We start from the raw sequence: 14271 nt of genomic DNA, 5'->3' as shown, positions 1-14271 counted from the left end.
GTCCCCCCCCCCCGCCCACGGGCCGGCGGTGCCTCGGGCCCCCGCGGCGGGCGGCCGGGCGGGGGCGCCCCCCGCCGCGCCGCGCGTCGCGGCGGGGGCCCACCCCGTTCCGTCCGCTCAGGCCCGGTCGCAGGCCTGCGCCCGCAGTGCCCGGGCCAGGTCGTCCCGGCGCTCCAGCACCAGGCGGCGCAGCGCGGGCGCCGCGTCCGGGTGCCCGGTCAGCCAGGCGTCCGCCTCGGCCAGCGTGGCCTCGTCCACCTGCGCCTGCGGGAAGAAGCCGCCGACGATGCGCATCGCGATCTCGATGGTCCGCTCGGCCCAGACCCGCTCCAGCAGCTTGAAGTAGGGCGCGGCGTAGAGCGCGGTCAGGTCGCGGTGGGCGGGTACCGCGAAGCCGGCGATGTTGGCCTCGACCAGCGCGTTGGGCAGCTCGTCGGAGTCGATCACGGCGGACCAGCCGGCGGCCTTGGCCTCCGGGGTGGGCCGGGCGGCCAGGCACTGGGTGTGCTGGCGGCGCCCGCTCGCGGTGTTGTCGGCGGCCAGTTCCCCGGCCAGCTCCTCCTCGGTGGCCTGGCCGGTGGCGGCCAGGGCCAGCCACAGCGCCCAGCGCAGCTCCTGGTCGACCTCCAGGCCGTCGATCCGGGCGGTGCCGGCCAGCAGTCCGCGGACCAGGCCGAGGTGCTCGGAGCCGTTGGCGGTCTGCGCCAGGAAGCGGGCCCAGGCCAGCTGGTGGTCGCTGCCGGGGGCGGCGGCGCGCAGCTCGCGCAGCGCGCCGTCGGCGAGCAGCCGGCCGCCCTCGCCGCGCCAGGCGGGGTCGGCGTAGAGGTCGACGGCGCCCTTGGCCTGGGTGTGCAGCGACTGCAGGACGCCGATGTTGCCCTCCTGGCCGGCGAACCGCAGCACCAGCGCCACGTAGTCGCGGGCCGGCATCAGGGCGTCCCGGGTGAGGTTCCAGACGGCGGACCAGGCGAGCGCGCGGGCCAGGTCGTCCTTGATGTCGCCGAGGCCGGAGCGCAGGGTCTCCAGCGATTCCTCGTCGAAGCGGATCTTGCAGTAGGTCAGGTCGTCGTCGTTGAGCAGGACGAGCGCGGGGCGGGTGCGGCCGACGGCCTCCGCGACGACGGTGCGGGCGCCGGTGACGTCCAGTTCGAAGCGGGCGGTGCGCACCAGCGCGCCGTCGGCGTCCCGGTCGTAGAGGCCGACCGCGACCCGGTGCGGGCGCAGCACGTCGCCGTCCTGGAGGACGGCGAGTTCGGTGATCCGGCCCTCGGCGTCGGCGGTGAGCTGCGGGGTGAGGGTGTTGACGCCGGCGGTCTGCAGCCAGGCGGCGGCCCAGGACTTGAGGTCGCGTCCGCTGGTCTCCTCCAGGATGTCCAGCAGGTCGGCGAGTTCGGTGTTGCCGAAGGCGTGCCGCTGGAAGTAGCGGCGGGCGCCCTCGAAGAAGGCCTCCGCCCCGGCGTACGCCACCAGTTGCTTGAGCACCGAGGCGCCCTTGGCGTAGGTGATGCCGTCGAAGTTGAGCTTGGCGTCCTCGAGGTCGCGGATGTCCGCGGTGATCGGGTGGGTGGTGGGGAACTGGTCCTGCCGGTAGGCCCAGGCCTTGCGCTGGTTGGCGAAGGTGACCCAGGCGCTCTGGTAGCGGGTGCCGGCGCCGACCAGGCCGTAGGAGCCCATGAAGTCGGCGAAGGACTCCTTCAGCCACAGGTCGTCCCACCAGCGCATGGTGACCAGGTCGCCGAACCACATGTGCGCCATCTCGTGCAGGACGACGTTGGCGCGGCCCTCGTAGGCGGCGTCGGTGACCTTCGAGCGGAAGACGAATTCCTCGCGGAAGGTGACGCAGCCGGGGTTCTCCATGGCGCCGATGTTGTACTCGGGGACGAACGCCTGGTCGTACTTGCCGAAGGGGTACGGGTAGGCGAACCGCTCGTGGAAGAAGTCGAGTCCGAGCTTGGTGACGCCGAGGATCTCGTCGGCGTCGAAGTACGGGGCGAGCGACTTGCGGCACAGCGCGGAGAGCGGGATGTCCAGCACCGTGCCGTCGTCGAGGGTGCGGCTGTAGTGGTCGCGGGCGACGTGGTACGGGCCGGCGACGACGGCGGTGAGGTAGGTGGAGATCGGCTTGGTCGGCGCGAACTCCCAGGTTCGGGCGGCGCCTTCGGCGGTGACGGCCTCGTGCGCGGCGTTGGAGCGGACGTCCCAGGCGGCCGGCGCGGTGACGGTGAAGGTGAACGGGGCCTTCAGGTCGGGCTGTTCGAAGGTGGCGAAGACCCGGCGGGCGTCGGCCGGCTCGTAGTGGGTGTAGAGGTAGGTCTCGCCGTCGGCGGGGTCGGTGAAGCGGTGCAGGCCCTCGCCGGTGCGGCTGTAGGCGCAGTCGGCCTCGACGGTGAGCACGTTGTCGGCGGCCAGGCCGTCGACGTGCACCCGGGCGCCGTCGTAGGCGGTGGCCGGGTCGAGGGCGCGGCCGTTGAGGGTGACGGCGCGCACCGCCGGGGCGAGCAGGTCGACGAAGGTCGACGCGCCCGGTTCGGCGCAGCGGAAGGCGATGGTGGTGGTGGAGCGGAAGGTGGCGGCGGCGGGGTCGGGGGCCGAGGTCACGTCCAGCCGGACGCGGTAGCCGTCCACGGTGAGGATGCTGGCCCGCTGCTGGGCTTCGTCGCGGCTCAGGTTCTTGCCCGGCACGGCGGTACTCCTTTGTCCGGCTCGCACGGTGGTGGTGCGGTCTTCGCTGGTGCGGTGGTGCGGCGCGCTGTGGTGCTGCCAGGGCATCCTTTCACGCCCCCCGCGCCGGTACCATTGCACAACTCGGGCGGGCGGGGCGGAATCAGCGGCGCGGGCCGGGTGTTGCTGCTCCGGGGGCGCGGTTCCGCGTGGCCGCACGGCCCCGACGCACACTTCTTCCGGACGACTCTCGAAGGACGACAGCCGTGACGACTTCCGCTGGTGCCGCCGGCGCCGCCGAGCGCAAGACCGCCGACTTCTGGTTCGACCCGGCCTGTCCGTGGGCCTGGATGACGTCCCGCTGGCTGATCGAGGTCCAGCAGCTGCGCCCGGTGGACGTGAACTGGCACGTGATGAGCCTGTCGGTGCTGAACGAGGACCGGGACCTGCCGGAGCAGTACCGGGAGCTGCTGGACAACGCCTGGGGCGCGGTGCGGGTGTGCGTCGCGGCGGCGCGGCAGCACGGCGATCAGGTGCTGGGCCGGCTCTACACCGAGCTGGGCACCCGCTTCCACAACGAGGGCCTGCCGCAGAACCGGGAGACCGTCGAGGCGGCGCTGGCCGCGGCCGGGCTGCCGGTGGAGCTGGCGGACGCGGCCGGCACCGACGCGTACGACGAGGCGCTGCGCCTGTCGCACAAGGAGGGCATCACCCTGGTCGGCGAGGACGTCGGCACCCCGGTGATCGCGGTCGAGGGCGCGGACGGCGAGCGGGTGGCGTTCTTCGGCCCGGTGGTGACGCCGATCCCGCGCGGGGAGGCCGCCGCCCGGTTGTGGGACGGCACCCTGCTGGTCGCCTCGACGCCGGGCTTCTACGAGATCAAGCGGACCCGTACCGCGAGCCCGTCCTTCGAGTAGGCCCGCGGACGCGAGGGGGCCCGGTACCGCGTGGTACCGGGCCCCTTCCGTTCGGCGTCGCGGGTCAGCCGCGGGCGGCGTCCCGGCGCTGCTTGAGCAGTCCGGCGCCGGTGAGCAGCACGACCAGCACGCCGGCCGCGTACAGCTGCTGCCGGTTGCCCTCGGTGGTGGTCATCAGGGCGAGGATGCCGGCGACGGCGGCCATCGCGACCCAGGTCAGGTACGGGAAGCCCCACATCCGCACGGTGAGCAGCTCGGGGGCCTCGCGCTCCAGGCGCCGGCGCATCCGCAGCTGGACGACGCAGATGAACAGCCAGACGACCAGGATGGCGACGCCGGTGGTGTTCATCAGCCAGGTGAAGACGGTGGCGGGCCAGAACTTGGCGGCCAGGACGGCGGCGAAGCCGAACAGGCAGGAGGCGAGCACGGCCCGCCGGGGGACCCCGCCGCTGACCTTGGCGAGGGCGCGCGGGCCCTGGCCGCGGCCGACCAGCGAGTAGGCCATCCGGGAGGCGCCGTAGATGTTGGCGTTCATCGCGGACAGCAGGGCGATCAGCACCACGAACTGCATGATCGTCCCGGCGCCGGGCACCCCGAGGTGGCGCAGCACGGTGACGTAGGGGCCGTCGGCGACGACCGCCGGGTCCTTCCAGGAGACCAGGGTGACGACCAGTGCCATCGAGCCGATGTAGAAGACCGCGATCCGCCAGACGGCGGTGCGCACGGCGTTGGCGACGTTGCGCTTGGGGTCCTGGGACTCGGCGGCGGCGATGGTGACCGTCTCCAGGCCGCCGTAGGCGAAGACGGAGGCGAGCAGGCCGACGATCAGTCCGCTGACGCCGGTGGGCAGGAAGCCGCCCTGGCCGGTGAGGTTGGCGGTGCCGGGGGCGCCGGGGCCGAGCACGCCGGCCACGCCGAGCCCGCCCAGCACCAGGAAGGCGATGATCGCGGCGACCTTGACGGCGGCGAACCAGAACTCGAACTCGCCGAAGTTCTTCACCGCGGTGAGGTTGCTGGCGCAGAAGAACACCATGAACAGGGCGACCCAGATCCACGCGGAGACACCGGGGATCCAGCCGTTGACGATCCTGCCGGCGGCGGTGGCCTCGGCGGCGACACCGCAGCAGAGCATCACCCAGTACATCCAGCCGGCGGTGATCCCGGCCCAGGGGCCGAGTTCCTTCTCGGCGTGCACGGAGAAGGAGCCGGAGGCCGGGCGGGCCGCCGACATCTCGCCGAGCATCCGCATGATCAGCATGACCAGCAGGCCGGAGAGCACGAAGGCCAGGATGATGGCGGGTCCGGCCGCCGCGATGCCGGCGCCGGAGCCGACGAACAGGCCGGCGCCGATGACGCCGCCGAGCGCGATCATCGAGAGGTGGCGCTGCTTGAGGCCGTGCGAGAGCTGCTGGCCGTCGGCCGGGGGAGCGGGTGTGGTCCCGGGCGGCGCGGTGTGCGCGGAGGTGGGGGCCATGGGGGGTGGATCCAGACTGTTCGACATGTGGTGCGAGCTGTCCAATATCCGGTGACGTGGCTGTGCATGCCAAGAATGTCGGGTTCGGGATCAGCATGCGGACCCCATCGTGACAGCACGGGCCCGTCCGCTCACGTTCCGTCGCCCCGGTGGGTCGGGACCCGACAAGGAGGGCGGCCGGGGGTTTGTCCGGATCCCTGACGGTGTTCGGGGTGATCGCCGCGTAGGTTCAGAGTGATCACTCACTTGATCCGCTGATCCTTCGATCGTCCGGATCCCCACCGTGCCGAGGAGAAGCCCGATGGCCACCGCCAGCACCCCCGTTCCGAGCCGCGCCGTGCTCGCCGACCTGCTGCCCGCCGCCGGCACCCGTTTCGGCGCCCAGGCCCGTGACCTCGCCCTGGTCGCCGGCGGCGCCGCGCTCACCGGCCTGGCCGCCCAGCTGTCGGTGAACGTCCCCGGCTCCCCGGTGCCGGTCACCGGCCAGACCTTCGCGGCCCTGCTGGTCGGCACCGCGCTCGGCACCCGCCGGGGCGTCGCCTCGCTCGGCCTCTACCTGCTGGCCGGCATGGCGGGCGTGCCGTGGTTCGCCGAGGGCTCCTCCGGCTGGTCGATGCCCTCGCTCGGCTACGCGATCGGCTTCGTGCTGGCCGCCGGCCTGGTCGGCGCGCTGGCCCGGCGCGGCGCCGACCGCTCGCCGGTGCGCACCGCCGCCGCGATGGTCCTCGGCAGCCTCGCCATCTACGCGGTCGGCGTGCCCTACCTGGCGTTCGCCCTCGACGTCCCGCTGGCCCGCGCCGCCGAGCTCGGCCTCTACCCGTACCTGGTCGGCGACGCCCTGAAGGCCGCCCTCGCCGCCGGCGCCCTCCCCGTCGCCTGGAAGCTGCTCGACCGCCGCTGAGCGGCCCCTGTCTTCGGGCCCGGACCCGCCCCGGGGCGCTCCGACCCGGTGCCGACGGTCGTCGCTCCAACGCCGCTCCTTCGTCACGGCGTCCTCGCTCCTCCCTTCCGGCACCGGCGCGCCCCTCCGGCGGGTCCGGGCCTGGACGTGCCGAACGCGTCGCCCCCTGCGGAGCCCGGGTCCGCGCGCATGCCACACTCATGGGCATGCGCGTGTACCTGGGCTCCGACCATGCCGGATACGAACTGAAGAACCACCTCGTGGAGTGGCTCAAGGAGGCCGGCCACGAGCCGGTCGACTGCGGGCCGCACATCTACGACGCCCTCGACGACTATCCGCCGTTCTGCCTGCGCGCCGCCGAGCGCACCGCCTCCGACCCGCAGTCGCTGGGCATCGTGATCGGCGGTTCGGGCAACGGCGAGGCGATCGCCGCCAACAAGGTCAAGGGCGTCCGCGCCGCGCTGGCCTGGAGCGAGCAGACCGCCGCGCTCGGCCGCGAGCACAACAACGCCAACGTGATCTCCATCGGCGGCCGGATGCACACCGAGGACGAGGCCACCAAGTTCGTCGAGATCTTCCTCAACACCCCGTACAGCGGCGACGAGCGCCACACCCGCCGGATCGACATGCTCAGCGTGTACGAGACCACCGGCGAGCTCCCGCCGATCCCGGCCCACCACCCGCAGCAGGAGGGCTGACCCCTCCCGCCCGTCCCGGCTCCTCCCGGCGGCCGGCCGCGCCCCGACGGCGCGGCCGGCCGCCGCGTTCCCCGGGCCCGCCCGGCGGGGTGCGGAACCGGCCGGACGGCGGCTGGACGCCCGCTGTGTGATCGCTGTGTGATCGGCCACAGCGCGCACCCCGGCGCGCGCCCTGCCCGACCGCCCGCGCGACGGGGCGCGCACGGCGCCCGGGCGGTTCGTACGCCCTGTGCCCGTACGCCTCCTGACGCTCCGGACGCCGCCCGCCGCAATCGGCCGAAACCCGCTGACGCGCCCGCGCCACCGCACCGCCGCCCCCGCCCGGCCCGTCGACGCCGACCGGGAGCGCTGGATATGGTCGGTCCCCATGGCTGGCAGAGCGCCGGGCACACCGCCCCAGACGACTGCGACGAGGCCCGGCGCCGCCCCGGCGTCCGACCCCGTGACGGCCCGGTTGCGCAAGAGGCTCCGCCGGGTCCGCCGAAGGCTGCGCACCGCCGCTGTGGACTGGTTCCGCGGCGGCGCCGCCGACTGGCCGGTGCTCTGCGCGCTCTCGCTGCTGGTGCCGCTGCTGATCCTGCTCAACGTCTGGTGGCCCGCCTGGGCCCCGCCCACCGCGCTGGTCCTGCCGATCCTGGCGGCGGCCCTGCTGCTGCGCCCGGGCTCGCTGGTGGTGCTCTACGCGCTGGCCGCGCTCGGCCTGTCCGCCGAGTCGGTCATCCACACCGGCCAGCGGGTGGCCAGCGACCACCCCGAGTCCTACACCTACGGGGTCACCCCCGGCGCCGCCCTGGTGGTCGGCGCGGCCGGGGTCGGCGGCCTGCTGCTGGCCCAGTTCCGCAGCCGGGTCGGCGTGCCCTGGTGGGGCGGCTCGACGATGCTCTTCGACCTGCGCGAGCGGCTGCGGGTGCAGAGCCGGGTGCCCCGGCTGCCGGACGGCTGGCACGCCGACATGGCGCTGCGCCCGGCCGGCGGGCAGTCCTTCTCGGGCGACTTCGTGGTCGCCGACCGCACCGGCCCCGGCCGGCGGGTGCTGGAGGTGGTCCTCGCGGACGTCTCCGGCAAGGGCATGGACGCCGGCTCGCGGGCGCTGCTGCTCTCCGGCGCGTTCGGCGGGCTGCTCGGCTCGCTGCCCGCGCACGACTTCCTGCCCGCCGCCAACGGCTATCTGCTGCGGCAGTCCTGGGAGGAGGGCTTCGCGACCGCCGTGCACCTGGTGCTCGACCTGGACACCGGCGAGTACGAGCTGCTCTCCGCCGGGCACCTGCCGGGCATGCAGCGGCTGGCGGGCGCCGGCCGCTGGGAGGTCAAGGAGGCGCTGGAGGGCCCGGCGCTGGGCATCTACGACGGTGCCAAGTTCGAGGGCGTACGGGGGCGGTTGAACCGCGGGGACGTCCTGATGCTGTGCACCGACGGCATGGTCGAGGCGCCCGGGCGGGACCTCTCGGAGGGCATGGACCGGCTGATGGGCGAGGCGGACCGGCTGGTGCCGGGCGGCGGCCCGGGCACCGGCGGCGGGGCGGCCTCCCGGCTGATCGAGACGGTCGCCCGGGACATCAACGACGACCGCGCGGTCCTGCTGTTCTGGCGCGACTGAGCGGCTCCCGGCGGCGTTCCGGGGGCCCGTCGCGGCGCTCTCGCGGCGGCATGTGCCAGTGGCAGCCGCTGTCAAGCCCCGGAGCTGATCTTCAGCCAATTCCGGGACCCCGCAAGCAGAGCGGACCTGCCGGTTCCGGTCCGGCCCGCCGATCGTTTCCCGGCCGCTCAGCGGCGCCCCGCCGACGATTCGTCAGGATGTCTCGGCTATCGTCTCGGTCGGCGGAAACTCGTCTCGCATCGCAGGATATCGGCGTTCTACCGACTGTCAGACCTTTACGCAATCGGCACGGTCGACCACACTGAGTCCGGGCGGGACTGTTCAGGATTCGGGGGATGGGGGGCGTCACATGCGGCACGACGGACACCGTGCGGTCGCGACGGGCGACCTTCCCTCCGGCCTCGACGTGCCGGACGAACTGCCGTTCCGCCTCGGGACCGTCGGACAGGCCGGGGTCCGGCTTCGCAGGGGTCGTCCGCCGGTGGCGCCCCGCTATGAAACGAGGAAGTGAGTCCGGGTGGCACTCTCCGTCTCCGCGCTGGTCCTGTTCGGCATCATCTGCTTCATCTTCATCCGCCAGAAGCAGCTGAAGCCCGGGCACTTCATCCTGGCCGCCCTGTTCGGCTTCATGCTCCACCAGAGCACCGCCGCCCAGCCGATCCAGGACTTCCTGAACGAGATCGCCAAGTCCATCTCCAACATCACCAGCTGACCTGCGGACCGCCGGCCCGCCGCGGCCGGCGCCCCGTCACCGGCCGGCGCGCCTCGCCTGCCGCCACCGGGCGAACAGGCCCCGCGGGCGCGCCGCCGCCACGGCCGCCGGCCGGACCGGCACGACCCCGCCGGCGCCGGCCGGCGCGGTCAGCGGCGCCGAGGGCTCCTCGCGGGCCGTCAGCAGCACGAACAGCCGCGCCCAGCACAGCCGCTCGCCGCGCGGCCAGTCCAGCGCCCGCAGTGCCGCCGACGCCTCCTCGCTGACCTCGCCGTCGATCCTGACCTCGGCCACGTCGTCCCCCGACCGCCCGCCGAGGAACAGCTTCACCCCGTGCGGCCGCCGCGCCCCCGGCCCGGCCAGCGCGGGCAGCAGCGCGGGCGCCAGCGCCGGCACCACCCGGTTCCCGGCCAGCCAGGCGGCCAGCCGCTCGTTGCCGAACCCGAAGACCGCCGCCGGCCCCTGGACGGCGTGCCAGCCGGGCAGTTCGGGGTGGTCGGCGTGGTCGGCGTGCGCGCCGCGGCCCTCCCGCAGCTCGACCAGCGCGGCCGCCGTGGTGGTCGCCCACATCCGCACCGCGTTCTCGAGCTTCTCCTCCTCGGTCTGGCCGAGGCCGGCCGCGCAGTCCCACACCACCGGGGCGTCCGCCCGGCCGAGCTCCATCGCCCAGCCGAGGTCGACGTGCCCGGCGCCCTCGCCGCCGGGGTGCTCCCGGACGGCCACCGCGACCGTCCCCGGACCGCGCACCACCTCGCCGTCGGCGGCGAACTCCTGCCCGAGCCGCGCCATCTCCCGGACCACGCAGCGCTGAATGACGGCCAGTCGGTCCTGCGGGCGCACGGGGACTCCTCCGCTCACGGCTTCGAATCGTCTCGAACGCCATCGGCCATCGAACTGCTCTCGAACGCCGCCGAGGCTATCGGCCCGAAGGCCCCCCGGGAAACCGCCGGGCCGTCACCGGACCGCCGTCGCGACGGGCGGCCGCGGCGATGACGGCGTGCCGCTCCGGTCGCCGAGATGACCGGAATGCACCATTTTGGGGTAGCGAGAAACCGCGAACCGCGAGAACCACCGGCTCCGCCTGGAGAACCCGCATGCCCCGCACCGCCCCGCCGCCCCCTGTCCTTCCGCCCACCGCCCCGAGCCCCGCCCCGCCGCCCACCCCGGGCGTCTTCGGCCTGGTCGCCGAGATCGAGGCGTACCTCGCCTCGCTGCCCGCCCCCGCGCGCACCCCGGCGCCCTACGTCTGCCCCCACGGCTCGGTGCCGCAGCCCTGGCACGCCGGCCACCCGCCGCCCCGGGCCACCCTGCTCGACCGGGCGCTGCGCCGCCCCGCCCGGCCCGTGCCGGTCACCGCCGCCGAGCACCTCGGCCTCGCCTCCCGCTACATCGCCGCGCACGGCTGGCTCCAGGGGGCGATGTGGGACGCGGCCGGCCGGGTGTGCCTGCTCGGTGCCCAGGCGGCGGTGCTCGCCCACGGGTTCGGCACCCCGGCCACCGTGCGCACCGCCCGGGTCCAGCTGATGGAGGTGCTGCACGCCACCGGCCGCCCGGTGAACTCCCCGGACGAGTTCAACGACCGGCCCGCCACCCGGCAGGCCGACGTCCACCGGCTGCTGGAGCGGGCCGCCGCCCGGGCCGCCCGGCTGGGCCTGTGACGCCCGGGCGCTGACGGCCCGCCGGAAACGCGGACGGCCCCGGTGGATGCCGTGCATCCACCGGGGCCGTTCCTGCTGAGCGGGCGACGAGAATCGAACTCGCGTGACTAGTTTGGAAGACTAGGGCTCTACCATTGAGCTACGCCCGCGCGATCCCCCGGCCGTCACCGGACGGAAGGTCGGGAACAGCGTACCTGGTCCGGTCGGCTGCGCGCACACCCGATTCGCGGTGGAGGCCTCGGAATATCTCGGCGATCCGGCGGGGCCCGGCGTGTACGCTTCCTCTCGGCACCACGGGGTGTGGCGCAGTTTGGTAGCGCGTCCGCTTTGGGAGCGGAAGGCCGTCGGTTCGAATCCGGTCACCCCGACCGTGCGCAGGGTCTCGCCCACAGCGGGGCCCTGTTGTCGTTCGCGGGGTCGTTCGGGCATGGTGGCTGGTTGATTTTTCACCAAACCTGGAGAACCCCCGATGAGTGCGACGAGCCCGGCCCGGCCGACGCGGATGAACCCCAAGATCGCGGTCGGCGTCGTCTTCGTCGCCTCGCTGTTCATGACGATCATGGACGGCACGATCGTCAACGTGGCCCTGCCCGCGATCGGCCGGGACTTCGGCACCGACCCGGCCGGGGTCGGCGTGATCAACGTCGGCTACCTGGTCAGCCTGGCCGTCTTCGTGCCGCTCTCCGGCTGGCTCGGCGACCGCTTCGGCACCCGCCGGGTCTTCCTGTACGCGCTCGCCCTGTTCACCGCCACCTCGCTGCTCTGCGGCACGGCCGACTCGCTGGCCTCGCTCACCCTGTACCGGATCCTCCAGGGCGCGGCCGGCGGCCTGCTCACCCCGGTCGGGATGACCATGCTCTTCCGCGCCTTCCCGCAGGAGGAGCGGATGCGCGCCACCCGGGTGCTGATGCTGCCCACCGCCGTCGCCCCGGCCAGCGGGCCGGTGCTCGGCGGCTGGCTGGTGGACAGCTGGTCCTGGCACTGGGTCTTCATCGTCAACGTGCCGGTGGGCCTCGCCGGGCTGGTCTTCGGCCTGCTCTTCCTGCCGGACTACCGCGTCGAGCGGGCCGGCCGGTTCGACGTGGCCGGCTTCCTGCTCGCCGCCGTCGGCTTCGGCGGCACCATGTACGCGCTCTCCGAGGGGGCGTCCTCGGGCTGGGGGAGCGCGCGCGTCCTCGCCCCGGCGCTCGCCGGCCTGCTCGCCCTCGCCGCCCTGGTCGCCGTCGAGCTGCGCCGCCCCGAGCCGATGCTCGACCTGCGGCTGTTCCGGGACCGGATCTTCCGCACCACCAACCTGCTGTCGCTGTTCTCCGGCGCGGCCTTCCTCGGCATGCTCTACCTCTTCCCGCTGCTGATGCAGGACGCGCTCGGCATGGACGCCCTGCACAGCGGTCTGATGGTGTTCCCCGAGGCGCTCGGTGTGATGCTCGCCTCCCAGGTGTCGGCCCGGCTCTACCCGCGGATCGGCCCGCGCCGGCTCCTCGCCGCCGGGTCCGCCGTGGTGGCCGGCTGCCTGGCGCTGATGGCGACGATCGGGCCGGAGAGCAACCTCTGGGCCGTGCGCGGGCTGCTCTTCCTCACCGGCTACGCGATGTCGCACGTCTTCATGCCGAGCCAGACCGCCGCCTTCGCGACCGTTCCGGCCGCCTCCACCGGCGCCGCCTCCACCCTCTACAACGCCCAGCGCCAGATCGGCTCGGCGCTCGGCGTGGCGGTGCTCGGCACCGTGCTGACCGCCGTCGGGCCGTTCACCGCGGACGCCTCGGGTACGCCCGTGGCGAACTTCGCGGCCTACCGCGCGGCCTTCCTGACCGCGGCCGGGCTGGCCCTGCTCGCGGCCGTGACAGCGCTGCGGGTGCGGGACTCCGACGCCGCCGCGACCATGCGCCCGGTGGCCTCGGCCCCGGCCGGCGCCGGCGCCGGCGAACCGGCCCGGAAGACCGCCGGGAGGGCCTGAACGGGCCCGGACGGCGGCGTCCTGGCGTCCGCCTTTCGTGGTACCGGTAGGATGGGGCGCTGGCGGTAGTCCCTGTGGCGTCCACCCAGGTCAACCGCACGAGGGCGAGGAGTCACGCTCACCGTCCACCCCCCACGGGAGATGCAGCTCCAACCGCCCATCGCCCGTCTCGCCCGACCCGCTGGAAACCGGCCCCGGCCGGCGTCCGGGGAGGGCGCAGGCAACCTGACCGCAAGCCCATAGGAGACCTAACCGTGAAGAGCGCCGTCGAGACTCTGAACCCGACCCGGGTTCGACTCACCGTCGAGGTGCCCTTCGAGGAGCTCAAGCCCAGCCTCGACGCGGCGTACAAGAAGATCAACCAGCAGGTCTCGGTCCCGGGCTTCCGCAAGGGCAAGATCCCGAACCGGGTCATCGACCAGCGCTTCGGCCGTGGTGCCGTGCTGGAGGAGGCCGTCAACGACGCCCTGCCGCGCTTCTACACGCAGGCCGTCGACGAGGGCAAGATCGAGGTCCTCGGCCAGCCCGACATCACCAACATCGAGGGTGTCGAGAAGATCGCCGACGGCGGTGACCTGAAGTTCACCGCCGAGGTCGACGTCCGCCCGGAGATCGCCCTGCCGGACTTCTCGACCATCGAGGTCACCGTCGACCCGATCGAGGTCTCCGACGAGGACATCGCCAAGTCCCTGGAGCAGCTGCGCGAGCGCTTCTCCTCGGTCAAGGACGTCGAGCGCGCCGCCGCCACCGGCGACATCGTGGTCGTCGACCTGGAGGCCAAGGTCGACGGCGAGGTGCCGGAGGACGGCACCGCCGCCGGCGTCAGCTACGAGATCGGCTCGGGCCGTCTGATCGACGGCATCGACGAGGCCGTCGTCGGCCTGGAGGCCGGTGGCACCGCCACCTTCACCACCGAGCTCAAGGGCGGCACCCAGGCCGGCAAGACCTCCGAGGTCACCGTCACGGTCACCGCCGTCCAGGAGAAGGAGCTGCCCGAGCTGGACGACGAGTTCGCCCAGCTGGCCAGCGAGTTCGACACCCTCGAGGACCTGAAGGCCGACTCCCGCAAGCGCCTGGAGCGCATGAAGGAGTACGACCAGGCCACCCAGGCCCAGGAGAAGGTGCTGGACGCGCTGCTCGGCCTGGTCGAGATCGAGTTCCCGGAGAAGCTCCTCAAGGACGAGATCGAGACCCGCAAGCACAACCTCGAGCACCACCAGCTGGAGCCGATGGGCCTCACCCTGGCGACCTACCTGGAGACCCAGGGCAAGTCGGAGGAGGAGTACCTCGCGGAGCTCGCGGAGCAGGCGAAGAAGGGCATCAAGACCCAGTTCGTCCTGGACCAGATCGTCGCCGACGAGGAGCTCAACGTCTCCCAGGAGGAGCTGACCGAGCACCTCATCCGTCGCGCCGCCGGCTCGGGCCTCACCCCGGACCAGTTCGCCCAGCAGGTCGTCCAGGGCGGCCAGGTTCCGCTGCTGGTCGGCGAGGTCGCCCGCGGCAAGGCGCTGGCCACCGTGGTCGAGGCCGCCAAGGTCGTCGACACCGAGGGCAACGAGATCAACTTCGACGACGACGAGGCCGACGAGTCGGCCGAGACCGTCGAGGCCCCGGCCGCCGAGGCCGAGGCCGAGGAGAAGACCGAGGCCTGACCGCCGCGGTCGCCTCGCTCGCCCTGAGGCGTGAGCGCGGGCCC

At 73.6% G+C, this 14271-nt stretch carries 11 protein-coding genes and 2 tRNA genes; 9 read left to right on the top strand and 4 right to left on the bottom strand.

Annotated features, from left to right (window positions below; genetic code table 11):
- Window positions 1-117: 117 nt before the first annotated feature.
- A complete protein-coding gene (pepN, locus tag ABTX81_RS34090; protein ID WP_350553748.1) occupies window positions 118-2682 on the bottom strand; it encodes an aminopeptidase N in 2565 nt (854 codons plus the stop codon).
- A gap of 245 nt (window positions 2683-2927) precedes the next feature.
- Between pepN and ABTX81_RS34085 the strand changes: the two genes are divergently transcribed.
- Window positions 2928-3578 (top strand): mycothiol-dependent nitroreductase Rv2466c family protein, encoded by a 651-nt coding sequence (locus ABTX81_RS34085; protein ID WP_502892918.1) that lies wholly within the window; start codon window positions 2928-2930, stop codon window positions 3576-3578.
- A 64-nt stretch (window positions 3579-3642) separates the two neighbouring features.
- On the opposite strand, the gene ABTX81_RS34080 is transcribed toward ABTX81_RS34085, so the two are convergent.
- Window positions 3643-5052, bottom strand: a complete 1410-nt coding sequence (locus ABTX81_RS34080) for an amino acid permease (protein WP_502892917.1) — start codon at window positions 5050-5052, stop codon at window positions 3643-3645.
- A gap of 301 nt (window positions 5053-5353) precedes the next feature.
- Between ABTX81_RS34080 and ABTX81_RS34075 the strand changes: the two genes are divergently transcribed.
- From ABTX81_RS34075 to ABTX81_RS34060, 4 genes are all read left to right on the top strand, one after another.
- Window positions 5354-5953: a biotin transporter BioY gene (locus tag ABTX81_RS34075; protein WP_350553746.1), complete on the top strand. Its 600-nt coding sequence runs from the start codon at window positions 5354-5356 to the stop codon at window positions 5951-5953.
- Window positions 5954-6159: 206 nt separating this feature from the next.
- Window positions 6160-6651, top strand: a complete 492-nt coding sequence (locus ABTX81_RS34070) for a ribose-5-phosphate isomerase (protein WP_350553744.1) — start codon at window positions 6160-6162, stop codon at window positions 6649-6651.
- A 454-nt stretch (window positions 6652-7105) separates the two neighbouring features.
- Window positions 7106-8248 carry a PP2C family protein-serine/threonine phosphatase gene (locus ABTX81_RS34065; RefSeq protein ID WP_350553742.1) on the top strand — a complete coding sequence of 381 codons (1143 nt, stop codon included), beginning with the start codon at window positions 7106-7108 and terminating at the stop codon, window positions 8246-8248.
- A gap of 517 nt (window positions 8249-8765) precedes the next feature.
- Window positions 8766-8960 carry a hypothetical protein gene (locus ABTX81_RS34060; RefSeq protein ID WP_350553740.1) on the top strand — a complete coding sequence of 65 codons (195 nt, stop codon included), beginning with the start codon at window positions 8766-8768 and terminating at the stop codon, window positions 8958-8960.
- Window positions 8961-8996: 36 nt separating this feature from the next.
- Here ABTX81_RS34060 and ABTX81_RS34055 read toward each other — a convergent pair whose 3' ends face one another.
- Complete coding sequence (locus ABTX81_RS34055) at window positions 8997-9800, bottom strand: DUF6348 family protein (protein WP_350553738.1); 804 nt, start codon at window positions 9798-9800, stop codon at window positions 8997-8999.
- A gap of 254 nt (window positions 9801-10054) precedes the next feature.
- On the opposite strand from ABTX81_RS34055, the gene ABTX81_RS34050 reads away from it, so the two are divergent.
- The gene (locus tag ABTX81_RS34050) at window positions 10055-10618 is read left to right on the top strand and encodes a DUF6197 family protein (protein ID WP_350553736.1); all 564 of its coding nucleotides are present in this window, start codon (window positions 10055-10057) and stop codon (window positions 10616-10618) included.
- Window positions 10619-10696: 78 nt separating this feature from the next.
- Here the strand turns inward: ABTX81_RS34050 and ABTX81_RS34045 are convergent.
- Window positions 10697-10767, bottom strand: a tRNA-Gly gene (locus tag ABTX81_RS34045).
- 145 nt (window positions 10768-10912) lie between these two features.
- On the opposite strand from ABTX81_RS34045, the gene ABTX81_RS34040 reads away from it, so the two are divergent.
- From ABTX81_RS34040 to tig, 3 genes are all read left to right on the top strand, one after another.
- A tRNA-Pro gene (locus tag ABTX81_RS34040) sits at window positions 10913-10986 on the top strand.
- Window positions 10987-11087: 101 nt separating this feature from the next.
- Window positions 11088-12575, top strand: coding sequence for an MDR family MFS transporter (locus ABTX81_RS34035; RefSeq protein ID WP_350553734.1), 1488 nt, complete (start codon window positions 11088-11090; stop codon window positions 12573-12575).
- A 254-nt stretch (window positions 12576-12829) separates the two neighbouring features.
- Window positions 12830-14227, top strand: a complete 1398-nt coding sequence (gene tig / locus ABTX81_RS34030) for a trigger factor (RefSeq protein ID WP_350553732.1) — start codon at window positions 12830-12832, stop codon at window positions 14225-14227.
- The last annotated feature ends 44 nt before the right edge of the window (window positions 14228-14271 follow it).

Origin of the sequence: Kitasatospora sp. NPDC097605, from assembly GCF_040302725.1 — a bacterium.
GTDB lineage: Bacteria > Actinomycetota > Actinomycetes > Streptomycetales > Streptomycetaceae > Kitasatospora.
The sequence above is the reverse complement of the archived record's forward strand: the minus strand, read 5'-3'. Positions and strand labels throughout refer to the sequence as shown.